Raw genomic sequence first — 13,663 nt, forward strand, 5'->3', positions numbered from 1 at the left:
GAAACATGAGTTTTCGTAGTTCAGCCGAAAAGTGGAAGGACGAGGCTATACGGCTTCGCCGCCATATTCACCAGAATCCTGAGCTTGGTCACCAGGAGTTTGAAACAGCCAAGCTGGTTGCTCAATTTTTGGAGGATGCTGGTCTCGAAGTAGAGACGGGTGTAGGCGGCACAGGGGTTGTTGGGCTTTTGAAAGGTGGACGCGAGGGAAGAACCATTGGAATTCGTGCCGATATGGATGCGCTGCCTATTGAAGAGAAGACAGGATTGCCGTTTGCCAGCGTTCGCGAAGGGGTGATGCATGCTTGCGGGCATGATGTGCATACCGCCATTCTTCTTGGAACAGCAGCGGCATTAAGTGAGCACAGGGATGAGCTTCTGGGAACAGTGAAGTTTATATTCCAGCCTGCAGAGGAAGTTCAGGGAGGCGCAACAGATCTGATTGCTGCAGGTGTTTTGCATAATCCGGAAGTGAATGCGATCATTGCGCTCCACGTGTGGCCGGATTTGCCTGCTGGCAAGATTGGTTTGAGAAAAGGGGCCATGCTGGCAGCGGCAGATGCTTTTGATATTCGAGTGACGGGAAAAGGTGGACATGCTGCCTATCCACATCGAACCATCGATCCGGTCATCATTGCTGCCCAGATTATAACTGCGTTGCAAACGGTAGTATCCCGAAACCTGTCTCCACTTGATTCTTCCGTCATCTCGATTACGAAACTGCAAAGCAATAGCAATGCGTATAACGTTATCGCTGGGGAGGTTCAACTCAGAGGTACCATTCGTACGCACAATCCTGAGACGCGTGAAGCTGTGCCCGTATATATGAAGCGCCTCATTGAGGCCATTGCCGAAGGGTTCGGTGGTAAAGCGGAATTTGATTACTACCGCGGCGGTTCTCCTGTAATAAACGATGATCATATCGTCGATGTGATTGAACAGGCAGCGGAAGATACTATTGGCCGGGAGGCCGTGGTGTATCTGAAGGAGCCATCCATGGGCGCCGAAGATTTTGGTGCGTATCTCGAATTTGTGCCGGGTGCCATATTCCGACTCGGCACAATAACAGAAGAAGATGCCCGTTCAGAGCTTCCCCTTCACAGTGATTCCATTATTTTTGATGAGCAAGCGATTGTTACAGGAATATCGGTTCTTGGAGAAACAGCCATCCGTTATTTGAACCAGAGCAGTGATGATGAATCAAGGGTTGCCCTGGGTGTTGCAGCAGGCAATGAGGAGAGAGGGAATCGACATGACTGAGTTGAAGCAACAGTCGGAGGTGCACTCCATACTGCATGAGATCGACCGTGATCTCCTGCTTGAATATAACAGACAGATTGCGAAGGAGATTCGTTTGTCGGGTTCCGAAGAGGAACTACGGGCTTTCCATTATATTAAGGAACAGCTTGAGGATTTTGGGTTGACCACCGAGCTTACGTTTAACAAAGCCTACATCAGTATCCCTGTCAGAGCAGAACTTAAGGTCGGCGGCATTTCTTTTGCAGCTATTACGCACTCCATGTCAGCCCAGACGGAACAGTTGAGCACGCTTTTGAGATTCATAGAGCTAAAGGATTCAGACCAGACCGACTGCGCCAATCAAGTGACAGGTCATGCGGTGGTCGTTCACGGACTTGCGAATGGGCCCACGATTTATCGTTTGCAACAGTTGGGTGCAGTAGCTGTCATATTTATCAATAGTGGTGCGTATACGCATGAAATGATCGTTTCCACCGTGTGGGGAAATCCGACACCGGAGTATGATGGCTATCCGTCCATTCCTGTTCTGTCGGTCAACCATTCGGATGGGGAGCAGATCAAGTCGTTAATAGTCCCGAAAGAAAGAGAGACTCTAGAGATTACGTTGACCGCGGAAGTGCGCACAGACTGGGTGAACATTCCGACCTTGATTGCTGAGATAAAGGGGACGGAAGAACCTGAATCCTTTGTGCTGTTTAGCGGACATGTGGATTCATGGCATTATGGGGCGATGGATAACGGCTCCGCCAATGCCGTCATGGTGGAGACGGCACGGGTATTATCATTGCATCGTAACGCGCTGCGGCGCTCCGTTCGGTTCGCATTTTGGTCAGGCCATTCCCACGGCAGATATGCCGGCTCTGCATTATACAGCGATCTTCATTGGGAAGATTTGCACGAAAACGGGGTGCTTCATATCAATATTGATTCCGTGGGCGCCAAGGGAGCGAGTCACCTCGGTGCAGCCAATACAATGTCAGAGACACGGACACTATGTGCTGATGCCATACGCACCGTAACGGATGAACCTTTTCGCGGTTCTCCGTTTGGAAGGTCGGGAGATCAGTCTTTCTGGGGTGCTGGACTTCCGTCTGCTTTTATGGGGCTGTCCTATCAGCCTGAGGGCTGGTTTGGCTGGTGGTGGCATACGACAGAGGATACGCTGGACAAAATTGACGGAGATTATCTGGCCCGTGATTGCAAAGTGTACGTAGCTGCCGTCTATAATGCTGCCTCTGCTCCCATTATTCCAATTGATCAGAGACAGGCAATCCGAACCCTTTCCGAACGAATGGGCTATTATAGAGAGCTTATCGGAGACAAGCTTGATCTTTCGCGCTTAACAAGCAGGGTCCAGCAGCTACAGAAAGCCACGGATCATTTCTATAACCGGATAGGTTCCTCGTCCCTCCCGGATGCTTCTGTTACAGAAGCGAACCGAACGATATTGTCACTTAGCAGATGGCTGGTTCCCATTAATTATGTTCGAGGCAGCCGGTATGATCATGACGCCGCAGGCAGTCATTCACTTGTGCCTGCGCTGTCAGACATCGAGCTTCTGGCGGTAGCCGAAGAAGGAAGTGAAGCCTTTTTCAGACTCCAAACATCACTTATACGTCAGGTGAATCGAATTGGCTATGAGATAAAGCAGGCAGAGCGACTTGTCGTGGAGGCCGAAAAGAATCTCGTTTGGAATTAACCCAAGGTGAAGCAGCCTGTTTACAGCAAGAACATCATGGTATAGAGGAGCGACAGTCATGCCGGAACGAACATTTGCAGGGAAAAAGGTAGTCATTACCGGAGCGGCAGGTGTATTTGGCCAATGGATTGCACAAGCATACGCCGCCGAAGGCGCAAGCCTTTATTTGTCCGATATCCGCGAGGATGCCCTAAGGAATACAGTAGATAAGCTGAAGCAGGAGGGAGTGGATGTTCACTGGCATGTAACGAATCTTGTGGATGAAAAGTCCATTAATGAATTGGTTCAAGTGGTCGAACAGCAATGGAAAGCGCCGGATATCGTCATCAATAATGCGGGAATATATCCATACCGCACACTCATGAACATGACGCTTCAACATTGGAATGAGACGATGGATCTAAATCTGGCAGCACCATTTCTGCTTATTCAGCATTTTGCCAAACAGATGATTGCGAGCGAGGTCGAAGGTTCCTTCATTAATATAAGTTCTGGGGCAGCTTCCACCGCAGGTGTCGGCATGGGGAATTATTCGGTTTCGAAAGTAGGAATCGAGATGCTGACCAAAACCTTTGCCCTGGAGTTGTCCCCCTATCGCATTCGGGTAAATGCGGTTGTGCCGGGTTATGCACCCGGCAGCGAGGTTAGTGTGATGACGAAGGAGCATACAGAACATATGATCAACATTACACCGCTAGGCCGGACATCAGGTCCGGATGACGCTCCTCAAGCGATATTGTATCTGACCTCTGAGCAGGCTTCATTTATTACAGGCAGCATATTAACGGTAGATGGTGGACGCACGGCAGGCAGACTCAAGTAATAGTTTGCGCCCTAAAAAAGAAAATAGAATGGCAGCTGGTGAGTCAATTTTATGGCATAGCCAGCTGGGAAGGGAGTTCAAATTCAGGAACATATAAATTGCTCTGAAGCAGCGCAGCTCGAATGTCTAGCATCAGCTTTTCGCTCGCGGAACCAAGCGGTATATTTCGCTTACGCAAAATGCCTGCAATGGGCCCAACCTTGAGATCGGCAATTTTTTGGATAACAGTACCGGTAATGGCTGGGCAGATTGTTGCAATCGGAGCAATGGTTATGCCTAATTTGGCTTGTACATAATACTTGTGAGACCGGATATTACTTATTTCGATTCCCTGATAATCGCTGTCGATTTTCTCGGCCAATAACTGCTCAATGCGGATGCGAATCGGGCAATTAGGGGGTGTGAATAGGAATTGTTGTCCTTTCAGATCTGCCAAATGGATTTCATCATCCTGAGCAAATGGATGTGAATCATACAACAGCAATGCCATCGGTTCAAAAAGCAGCGGTTGAAACTCGGTTTCCATACTCGTCTCAGGAGAAGGGCAGACGGCAAAGTCAAGCTGCTCATCAATTAGCAGTTCATTAAGAAGCTTGCTATCCCCGATGCGCACGCTGAGCTTAATCTTCGGATTCTGTTTTACAAAAGAAGATAGAATAGTAGGAAGCCGATGGCTGGCTGTTGGCTCGGATACTCCAATTCGTACAAACCCCGCTTGTCCCTGTTGAATGTCGGTGATCGTATTTGTCAAATACTCGTATTCCTTCAGAAGCTGATCGGCTCTAGCGTAAAATATTTTCCCCGCTTCCGTCAATTTAATCTTTTTGCCTCTATCCAGTAATTTCATACCCAGATCGGCCTCAAGTTTCTGCATATGCAGTGTAATTGCGGGTTGTGAATACTGCAAAGCTTCTGCTGCCTGTTGAAAGCTCCCGAGCTTTACAATCGTTTGAAAGGTCTTGATCATTCGCATTTCCATGGCAAACACCTTTCTATTCATTATTGTAATGATCAGTATATCATGGTTAATGCATACTATCCAAATAGGATATTATGTTTTTAAAATGTTATCAAGGATAATTTGCTCCTGTTCTTTCCGTGCACTGAATTGATAGCGCTATCACGAAAATTGGCCGAAATATAAGGGTTGACAGTGTTTTTCGAAACGGTTTTAATTATATAGACCGATTGTTATAATTCATTTAAGGATGTGGCTTTATTGAGTGAAAAGTCTAATGCTAGAGAACTAATCGTCAGCACAGCAGCCAGACTGTTTTTTTCACAAGGATATCATGCGACCGGTCTAAATCAGATTATTAAGGAGAGCAGTACGCCAAAAGGCTCGTTATATCATTATTTCCCACATGGCAAAGAAGAGCTCGCTCATGAGTGCATTCAAAAAGCCAATGAAAACATTCTGCAGAAGTTTGAAGAAGTGTTTGCTGCTCATGATAATACGGGGGATGCCATTCAGCAATTTATTCATGATCTAGCCATTGAAACGGAGGCGGCAGGTTTTACGGGTTTTCTTCCATTTAGTTTCTGGGCGGCCGTGGAGACCTCGTGCATCAGTCAACAATTGCGAATTGCCTGTCAGGACGTGTTTGCAGGATGGCAGCAAATCATTACGAAACATCTGATTTTGGATGGCATAGGTGAAAAGAAAGCACAAGAGATGGGACTACTCGTCATTTCCTTAATGGAGGGCGCATTAATTATCAGCCTGACCAACCAGGACAAACAGCCTTTGCTGACGGCTGCTGATTATTTGTCCGTTGTGGCGAAGAATGCAAAAGAGAAGCAATAAGCTTCGTAAAGAGAAATAGAAATCGTCAGATTGTTTGAGGAGGATGGGATCGTGGAGGCTTCCATGAAGGCTGGTTCTGTACAGGATCAACAAGAAACAAAACAATATAAAGTATTTCCGATTTTATTCGCCATGTTACTTAGCGGCTTTATTGGTCTGTTCGGTGAAACGGCACTAAATGTGGCATTGACACCGCTTATGGGCTTGCTCGAAGTTGGACCTACTACCATTCAGTGGTTAACTACAGGTTATTTGCTCGTTTTGGGTATTTTGGTGCCGGTTTCCGGTATGCTGTTACAATGGTTTTCGACGAGACAGTTGTTCACGACTTCTCTGATTTTTTCGATTGCAGGAACGATAGTTGCTGCTATTGCACCGAGCTTTGAAATTCTGTTGGTGGCGCGGGTATTGCAAGCTATAGGTACAGCTCTGTTACTGCCACTAATGTTCAACACTATATTGGTTATCTTCCCGATTGAAAAGCGTGGCGCTGCCATGGGATTGATCGGTTTGGTTATCATGTTTGCACCAGCAAGTGGACCGAGTATCTCGGGTCTGATTCTGGCCAATCTGAGCTGGCACTGGATTTTCTGGATCTCCTTGCCGTTCTTCATTATTTCATTGGTATGCGGCTTGCTGTTCTTACCGAATATCTCGAAGCTGACCAAGCCCAAAATTGATGTTCTTTCCATTGTGCTCTCCACACTTGGTTTTGGTGGTATCGTGTACGGATTCAGTAGTGCAGGAGGACATGGGGAAAGTGGCGGTGGCTGGACCAGTCCTATCGTTGTAGCCACACTGGTTATTGGAGTATTATCTTTGCTGCTGTTCAGCATCCGTCAATTGAGAATGAAACAGCCGATGATGGATCTGCGGGCATTTAAATATCCAATGTTTACAGTCGGCTTGATTCTGATCTTCCTTTGTATGATGATGATGTTGTCATCCATGCTGATTCTGCCGATGTACCTGCAACAAGGTATGGCGGTCACGGCTCTGACTGCCGGTCTGGTTCTGCTGCCGGGCAGCTTGCTGAATGGATTCTTGTCCCCGGTTATGGGGCGTCTGTTTGACAAATTCGGTCCGAAGTGGCTTGTGATTATCGGTCTTGCGATCGTAACTGTTGTACTCTTCTTGTACACTGGAATCACTCCGACAACGACTCTGGGCAAGATTATTACGCTGCATATCTTCATGATGATCGGGATTTCAATGATCATGATGCCTGCACAAACCAACGGCTTGAATCAATTGCCACCTGATTTCTATCCTCACGGAACGGCGATTATGAATACATTGCAGCAGGTATCCGGAGCTATTGGTACAGCTGTTGCGGTAAGTATACTGAGCGCAGGTCAGACCCGCTTCTTGAGCGGTGTGACGGATCCTGAGAGCCCAGAGAATCAGTTGGCAGGTTTCACATCCGGTGTACAAAATGCATTTATTTTCGCACTGGTACTTGCTATCATTGGTCTGATCACTTCACTCTTCGTAAAACGAGTTAAGGTCGGTGCTCAGCAGGGCCAACAAGGTCCTATGCATTAATTAAAAGTCATATAAGAAATGAAACGATGCTCTCTCTTCAATAGAGGGCATCGTTTTTTTGTACCTTGACATGAAACGGGTTCCATCCATTAGAGTGAAAATAAACCTGCCAGTCGAAAAGAATAAATCTCGATGTTGGAAGCAAATAGTTCATGTTCTGGTGAAATTGTATATGTTCATATGGAATTTTAAAGATAATATAGAGAGTAGATTAATGAATGATAACGGATAGAGGAAAACGTTTTAGAGTGTATTTTATAATCAAGGAGACGTCTTTATGAGAATCGTTAAATCAATTCCTGCGAATATTGAACAATTGCTAGATCGTTATGAGAAAAATGGTCATCTGACCATGCAAGCTTCACTAATGGGAAAGCAGTCGGTTGTTTATCGTTTACAAGAGTACTGCCTTAAGGTATATACGCCTCGTGGAAAAGTGGATGGAGAATTGGAATGTGAGGCGCTCTTGTCATTGCAAAACAACCTTCATGTTCCCGAACTGTATGCGTATGCTCCTGGGAATTTTGTGCTGACAGAATGGATCGAAGGATTCAATCTGAGACAATATCGGGCAACGTATGGACACATACCGCACAATCTAATATATGATATGTTTTCAACAGAACTTCAGCAGATTCAGGCAGGTTATCGTGATTGGGATGTCATTCGATATGAGAATTTGCTATGGACTGACATAGGGGAGGTCAAACGAACTGATTTTTGGCTATGTGAACCTGTTAGTTGCCTGCGGATTCGAGAGCGATTACAACAAGAGATTATTCGAAAGATTGAGCGGATATACAGCGGTGATGGAGCTGACCTGGGGGAGATCGTGCATTATTTTGATCGACACGGTCTCACGACCACGGAGGTCCAAGAGGCATTAGCACATTTCAGATCGCTAACACCGAGGATGGCACTAGCACAGTAACGGCACTAACGAAATAAAAACCCTGACGATTACCAGAATCGTTAGGGTTTTATTTTGAAACGAATTGTACTGCTTGTTTAGCGTTTGTTCAGGGAATCTACTTCTTGACCAGTTCCAATATTTCATTGGCAACAAGATCCGGGTGATATTGATGAATATAATGCTCGGTATCCTTAACAGTTACATGTTTGGAATGTTCCGACCAGGACGTAAATTCAGCTTGGGTTTTATCCCATATCGGCTCACTGGCTCCGAAGTAATCTGCTGTCAGTATGGTAAGCGGAAACGGGAAGGGCTTTTTGTTGTCGACGACAACCTTGGCATTGGCTGTCATTTCACGCAACTCATCCACGGTGTTGGCATTCCCATAGTTAAGCAATAGAGCCGTGGTATCTATTTTCTTCAGATCATCTGGTACAAACTTCAGGCCGTTGCGATTGGCATTGGAAGCTTCCACAACAGCGTCAGACTGTAAAGTCAACCGAAACAAACCCGTTTTGATCCGGAATTGGTTCATGAAGCCACCAATCACACTTGCTATATCGTCAGTGTCATTGGCGTAATATTCCGGACTTCCCCCATCCAACATGACAATACCTTGAACTTCATCCGGATATTTTTGCGCAAACCGGAGTGTTTCCAGCGAACCGAGGGAGTGCCCCACCAGAACGTATGGTGGCTTTTGCCCAGATACCCCTAATAACTCGTGCAATTCATCTGCCACGGTATCGACATCGCGTTTCTTATCGGTCATATCGCTATAACCATAACCAAAGCGATCGTAAACCGCGAATTTCGTGTAGGGTGCAAGTTTTTCGTAGAGCGGATAAAAGTCTACATAAGGATCAGCTGTGCCCCACCCGGATGCAAGGACAACTGTTGCATCTCCTTGACCACCCGTATATAAATGCATATTGTCACCATGTATGCTGTAGAGCTTGCCAGGCGGAATAAATGTTTTCTGATCCTGACGGGTACTCACTTGTTGATAGATCAAGCCCGTAACCAGAAGGAGAAGTAAAGCCACTGCTCCGAATATAAACGTCTTAAATAATCTTCTGCGAAATTTTTTCATCATCTCTCACATACTCTCTCTGTATTTTCTCTATCATATATGCCCAATCTTATTGGAGAGAAAACAGAGTCTTAATTCCACCTTAATTTTCGAATTGCTCCATTGAAATGAAGTTAATTGAAATATTACATTCAGATAACCGAAGGCGAATTGATTATAAACGAGCAATGATTTAATATAAAGGCTAATATTGCTCCTGTTTTACTCAAGATTGAATGATCGCTCGAATGATTGATTATAGAGAACAGAAGGTATGAATAATGACAAAATACGAAAATCAGGTTCCGACATCCGCAGGTATGAGCTTCAGCTCCCTCGTGAGCATGTTGAAAGATTCCATGCGGAAAAGTATAGAGCGAAGACCTGCGGGTAACATTCCCGTAGAAAAATATGAACCAGCGGAATCGTTAAATGTATCCGATCATCCGCAGGTAACATGGTTCGGTCATTCGGCTTTTTTGCTTGAGATCGAAGGACACAGATTGCTCTTTGATCCAATGCTGGGCAACCGTCCATCTCCTGTATCTTGGGCGGGTACGAAACGATACAGCACTAACCTGCCAATTCAACCCGAGGACTTTCCAGCCTTGGATGCGATCATTATATCGCATGACCACTATGATCATCTGGACTATTCCTCTATCCGCAGATTGAAAAATAAAACACAGCGGTTTATCGTCCCACTTGGCGTGCGTCGAAGACTAATTCAACTGGGTGTGCCCTCGGAACAGATTACCGAACATAACTGGTGGGATGAGCTATCCTTCAAAGGTCTGACATTAGCCTGCACGCCGGCGCGGCATTTCTCGGGCAGAGGGTTGTTGGACCGCAATTCGACACTGTGGTGTTCGTGGGTTATTGCTGGACAAGAAACGAAGGTTTTCTTTAGCGGCGACAGCGGATACGGTCCTCATTTTAAGGAAATCGGCAGTAAGTATGGACCCTTTGACCTGACCCTGATGGAATGCGGACAATATGATGAGCGTTGGTCCAACATTCATATGATGCCGGAAGAAACGGTACAGGCTCATTTGGATGTAAGGGGAGGGCTGCTCATCCCGATTCATTGGGCAGCATTTACTTTGGCCTATCATGCCTGGAACGAGCCGATTGAACGGATCACCAAGGCTGCACATGCCCTGAATGTCACCATTGCAACACCCAAAATCGGTGAGAAGGTTGTGCTGCATACGGGAGCTTACCCAAGCCAACCGTGGTGGAGATCAAACTGAGGTAATTTGAAATAAACATAAAAGCGTCCAGCTCATTAGATGGGAGGGCGCTTTTTCTCTTGCATTTATTTTAAAATCGATAGGGCGCTATAGATGAGCAAAACACCCATTAGAATATTAAAAGGACGTTCATATTTCAATAAAAAGCTCTGAAATAACATACCGCATAACCCCCAAGTCATATTGGCACTAATGCCAATGATGGTTAGAAGTAACGAAAATACGATCATATGAACATGAGAGTCTCCGAGAGGCATAACAAATACCGAGATGGCCGTAAGACCATACAGAATGACTTTGGGGTTGATGAATTGCAGGGTGAAGCCAAAGAGAAACGTAAAACGATTGACCTTTGGATCTTTGGCATTTGCAGGTTTACTTCGCATGATTTTGATCGCCAAATAGATCATGTATACACACCCCAACATGTTCAGGGCCGGTTTGATCCTAGGGATGTATTGATGCAGAATAAGGTTGAAATAACTAGACAGGAACATAATAAGCAGGCAGCCAGCTGCTACGCCGGCAATAAACGGAATAATTTTTTTGAATCCCTCGTTTCTTGCGTGAGTCATGGCGATGATGTTATTGGGACCCGGTGTGAATGAAGCAACGATTGCGTAAGTCAGTAACGGAATGATATTCATAAGTCCTCCACATTTCATTCTTGTTGTATGTTATATTTAACTGAAACGTGCGATATAACGTACGTTCTTTATAATTGTACAATATGTACGCTATATAGCACAATATAATCTTTTAAAACAGAGGTGACAGTATATTGAAAAACATTAATGTTGTTCTGGCTCAGAATTTGAAGCAACTTAGGGAACAAAGAAAGCTTAGTTTGGACAAGGTTGCTGAGATGTCTGGAATTAGCAAGACGATGCTGGGTCAGATAGAACGTGGTGAATCCAACCCTACAATAGCGACGGTATGGAAAATTGCGAATGGCCTGAAAATTTCGTTCACTGCCTTAATCCACGAGCCAAAGTCGGACACTACAGTTGTAACGGGCAGTGATGTTCAAGCATTGATGGAGGATGAGGGAAAGATTCGGATATATCCCCATTTTCCCTTCGAAGAGGGGCGCCGTTTTGAAATGTACATGATGGAAATGGATGAAGAGTCTTCTTTGAATGCTGAACCACATATAGAAGGAGCAGAGGAATTTATTACAGTTTTTGAAGGGGAAGTTACGATTCGGGTTGGTGCAGAGGATTATACGGTAAAACAAGGGGAGTCGATCCGTTTTCGCGCGGACAAACCCCATGGCTATAAAAATTCGGGTGCCTCTGCGAATAAATTAAGCATGGTCATCCATTATTCAAAATGAGATGGTCATACGAATAGATTCTACGCTATTTATATTTTGTTTAAATTCGTGTCGTACGATCTTCCTGAATGAGTGAAAGGGGGTCCGGTAATGAATCAAATTCTAATTGTCGATGATGATGTTTATATCCGCGAACTTGTAAGTACGATCCTGAAACAGGAGGGATTTCTTACAATTGAAGCGGTTGATGGACATGATGCGCTGCAAAAAGTAGCAGAAGTGAATCCAAGCCTTTGCATTATAGATATTATGATGCCAAATATGGACGGTTTTGAATTGTGTCGCGAGCTTCGGCGCTATCATGAGGATATTCCGATTTTAATGCTAACTGCGAAGGAGGATATCACTCAAAAAGTCAAAGGATTTGAAATGGGTACGGATGATTACCTCACCAAACCGTTTGAACCTGCTGAACTGATAGCCCGTACGAAGGCATTGCTGAAGCGTTATAAAATAAATGCCGCCCAATCGGTTACCGTTGGACGAATCACGCTAGACAGAAGCAGTTATGCTGTCATTATGGAGGGGAATACTCATACGATTCCTATGAAAGAGTTTGAATTGTTATTTAAGCTTGCGGGTAATGCCAATAAAACACTCTCCCGTAATCAGTTGATTGAGGATTTATGGGGGTATGATTTTGAAGGAAATGAACGCACACTGGATGTACATATCAATCGGTTGAGAGAACGTTATCAACCGGAGACGGCAGGTTTCAAGATTACAACCATTCGAGGATTGGGTTATCGATTGGAGGAGACACCTTGAAGAAAGAAGGGGCTTTCAATCGAGCGGAGATGGATATGTTTATAAGGCGAACGATTTTCTTCCTGGTGCTCTTCTGTGTATCTCTATGTGTTGGATATGTGCTAATGCAGTGGATCTATAAGGTGACTGGGAATCCCCCGGAACTGATTGCCCATCTTCTTACTGCGATTGTTGGCTTGGCTCTTATGCCGTTGGTAGGTTACGTGTGGGCATGGATCCGTGGCGAAGAACGGAAGGATCGCAGATTCATTTTCAATAAACAACGTACAGAATTGCTTGAAGCGATGAGCAGGATTGCCAAGGGAGATTTCAATGTATCTGTGAAGATGGAGGTCGAACAGGGCCCGTATCAGGAGGTGGTGGACAGCGTAAATACCATGGCTAGAGAACTTGGCTCGGTGGAAAAGATGCGCCAGGATTTTATATCCAATGTATCTCACGAGATCCAGTCCCCGCTCGCTTCCATCAGTGGGTATGCCTCGTTGCTGAAAAATAAAAGTGTGAATCCGGAGCAAATCGTATTATATGCAGATATTATTGAAACGGAGAGTAAGCGATTATCCAAGCTGAGTGGTAATTTGTTGCGTCTTTCCGCATTGGAGTCCGATTATACTTCCATGGAGAAGAAAGCTTATCGTTTGGACAGACAACTTGAGAACATCCTTCTTATGCTGGAACCCCAATGGGCTGAAAAACAAATTCAATTGGATGTATCTATGCCTGTGACCACGATTATAGGGAACGAGGATTTGCTAAGTCAGGTGTGGATCAATCTGCTGCACAATGCAATCAAATTCACACCAGAAGAAGGAACTATTGGGGTAAAACTTGATTGTCATCAAGATGAGGTCGTATGTGCAATCACGGACAATGGCGTGGGCATCTCACCAGAAGATCAGCTGCACATTTTTGAACGGTTTTTCAAGGCGGATAAAGCTCGAACCCGTTCCCGGGGAGGCAATGGACTTGGGCTGTCTCTTGTCCAAAAAATTGTGATGATGCATGGCGGACAAGTTACTGCCAAAAGTGAGCTGGGACAGGGATCGGAATTTGTTGTGAGTTTACCCCTGATCACTGAAAAATCCTGAAATTAGATTGAATGTGTGGAATTTGGGATCGGATTTAGTGGAGCATCAGTCGTTTAACGACTGGTGCTTTTTTGGTTTTTCGTCAGATCTTCAGATGTGA

13 protein-coding genes are annotated in these 13,663 nt (G+C 45.3%); 10 read left to right on the forward strand and 3 right to left on the reverse strand.

Translation table 11 applies throughout. The features are described from left to right. Window positions 1-5: 5 nt before the first annotated feature. From BLV50_RS03880 to BLV50_RS03890, 3 genes are read left to right on the forward strand one after another with little or no spacing between them, the layout of a single operon-like run. Complete coding sequence (locus BLV50_RS03880; RefSeq protein WP_090806008.1) at window positions 6-1,259, forward strand: M20 metallopeptidase family protein; 1,254 nt, start codon at window positions 6-8, stop codon at window positions 1,257-1,259. Beyond that, the gene (locus BLV50_RS03885; RefSeq protein WP_090806009.1) at window positions 1,252-2,958 is read left to right on the forward strand and encodes a M28 family peptidase; all 1,707 of its coding nucleotides are present in this window, start codon (window positions 1,252-1,254) and stop codon (window positions 2,956-2,958) included. The genes BLV50_RS03880 and BLV50_RS03885 overlap by 8 nt, the downstream gene beginning before the upstream one ends. 58 nt (window positions 2,959-3,016) lie before the next feature. Further along, window positions 3,017-3,781, forward strand: coding sequence for an SDR family NAD(P)-dependent oxidoreductase (locus tag BLV50_RS03890; RefSeq protein WP_090806012.1), 765 nt, complete (start codon window positions 3,017-3,019; stop codon window positions 3,779-3,781). A gap of 49 nt (window positions 3,782-3,830) precedes the next feature. On the opposite strand, the gene BLV50_RS03895 is transcribed toward BLV50_RS03890, so the two are convergent. Further along, complete coding sequence (locus BLV50_RS03895) at window positions 3,831-4,760, reverse strand: LysR family transcriptional regulator (RefSeq protein ID WP_177031111.1); 930 nt, start codon at window positions 4,758-4,760, stop codon at window positions 3,831-3,833. Between the two features lie 240 nt (window positions 4,761-5,000). Between BLV50_RS03895 and BLV50_RS03900 the strand changes: the two genes are divergently transcribed. The 3 genes from BLV50_RS03900 (at window position 5,001) to BLV50_RS03910 (ending at window position 8,064) form a co-directional block, all read left to right on the forward strand. Beyond that, window positions 5,001-5,588, forward strand: a complete 588-nt coding sequence (locus BLV50_RS03900) for a TetR/AcrR family transcriptional regulator (RefSeq protein WP_063563558.1) — start codon at window positions 5,001-5,003, stop codon at window positions 5,586-5,588. Between the two features lie 63 nt (window positions 5,589-5,651). Further along, on the forward strand, window positions 5,652-7,133 hold the full coding sequence (locus tag BLV50_RS03905; RefSeq protein ID WP_090807450.1) for a DHA2 family efflux MFS transporter permease subunit: 1,482 nt from the start codon (window positions 5,652-5,654) through the stop codon (window positions 7,131-7,133). A gap of 277 nt (window positions 7,134-7,410) precedes the next feature. Continuing rightward, window positions 7,411-8,064, forward strand: a complete 654-nt coding sequence (locus BLV50_RS03910; protein WP_090806015.1) for a protein kinase family protein — start codon at window positions 7,411-7,413, stop codon at window positions 8,062-8,064. A gap of 97 nt (window positions 8,065-8,161) precedes the next feature. Here BLV50_RS03910 and BLV50_RS03915 read toward each other — a convergent pair whose 3' ends face one another. Continuing rightward, complete coding sequence (locus tag BLV50_RS03915) at window positions 8,162-9,142, reverse strand: alpha/beta fold hydrolase (protein ID WP_256337838.1); 981 nt, start codon at window positions 9,140-9,142, stop codon at window positions 8,162-8,164. A gap of 257 nt (window positions 9,143-9,399) precedes the next feature. Between BLV50_RS03915 and BLV50_RS03920 the strand changes: the two genes are divergently transcribed. Further along, window positions 9,400-10,371, forward strand: coding sequence for an MBL fold metallo-hydrolase (locus BLV50_RS03920; RefSeq protein ID WP_063563561.1), 972 nt, complete (start codon window positions 9,400-9,402; stop codon window positions 10,369-10,371). Window positions 10,372-10,436: 65 nt separating this feature from the next. On the opposite strand, the gene BLV50_RS03925 is transcribed toward BLV50_RS03920, so the two are convergent. Continuing rightward, window positions 10,437-11,018 (reverse strand): LysE family transporter, encoded by a 582-nt coding sequence (locus BLV50_RS03925; protein ID WP_090806018.1) that lies wholly within the window; start codon window positions 11,016-11,018, stop codon window positions 10,437-10,439. A gap of 134 nt (window positions 11,019-11,152) precedes the next feature. On the opposite strand from BLV50_RS03925, the gene BLV50_RS03930 reads away from it, so the two are divergent. From BLV50_RS03930 to BLV50_RS03940, 3 genes are all read left to right on the forward strand, one after another. Beyond that, the gene (locus BLV50_RS03930) at window positions 11,153-11,707 is read left to right on the forward strand and encodes a helix-turn-helix domain-containing protein (protein ID WP_090806020.1); all 555 of its coding nucleotides are present in this window, start codon (window positions 11,153-11,155) and stop codon (window positions 11,705-11,707) included. A 90-nt stretch (window positions 11,708-11,797) separates the two neighbouring features. After that, window positions 11,798-12,475, forward strand: a complete 678-nt coding sequence (locus BLV50_RS03935; protein ID WP_090806022.1) for a response regulator transcription factor — start codon at window positions 11,798-11,800, stop codon at window positions 12,473-12,475. Then, entirely contained in the window at window positions 12,472-13,563 is a 1,092-nt protein-coding gene (locus tag BLV50_RS03940; RefSeq protein ID WP_218135361.1) for a sensor histidine kinase, read from the forward strand. Before BLV50_RS03935 ends, BLV50_RS03940 begins: the two co-directional genes overlap by 4 nt. Window positions 13,564-13,663 lie beyond the last annotated feature (100 nt).

The organism is Paenibacillus sp. 276b, assembly GCF_900107875.1.
Taxonomy (GTDB): domain Bacteria; phylum Bacillota; class Bacilli; order Paenibacillales; family Paenibacillaceae; genus Paenibacillus; species Paenibacillus marchantiae.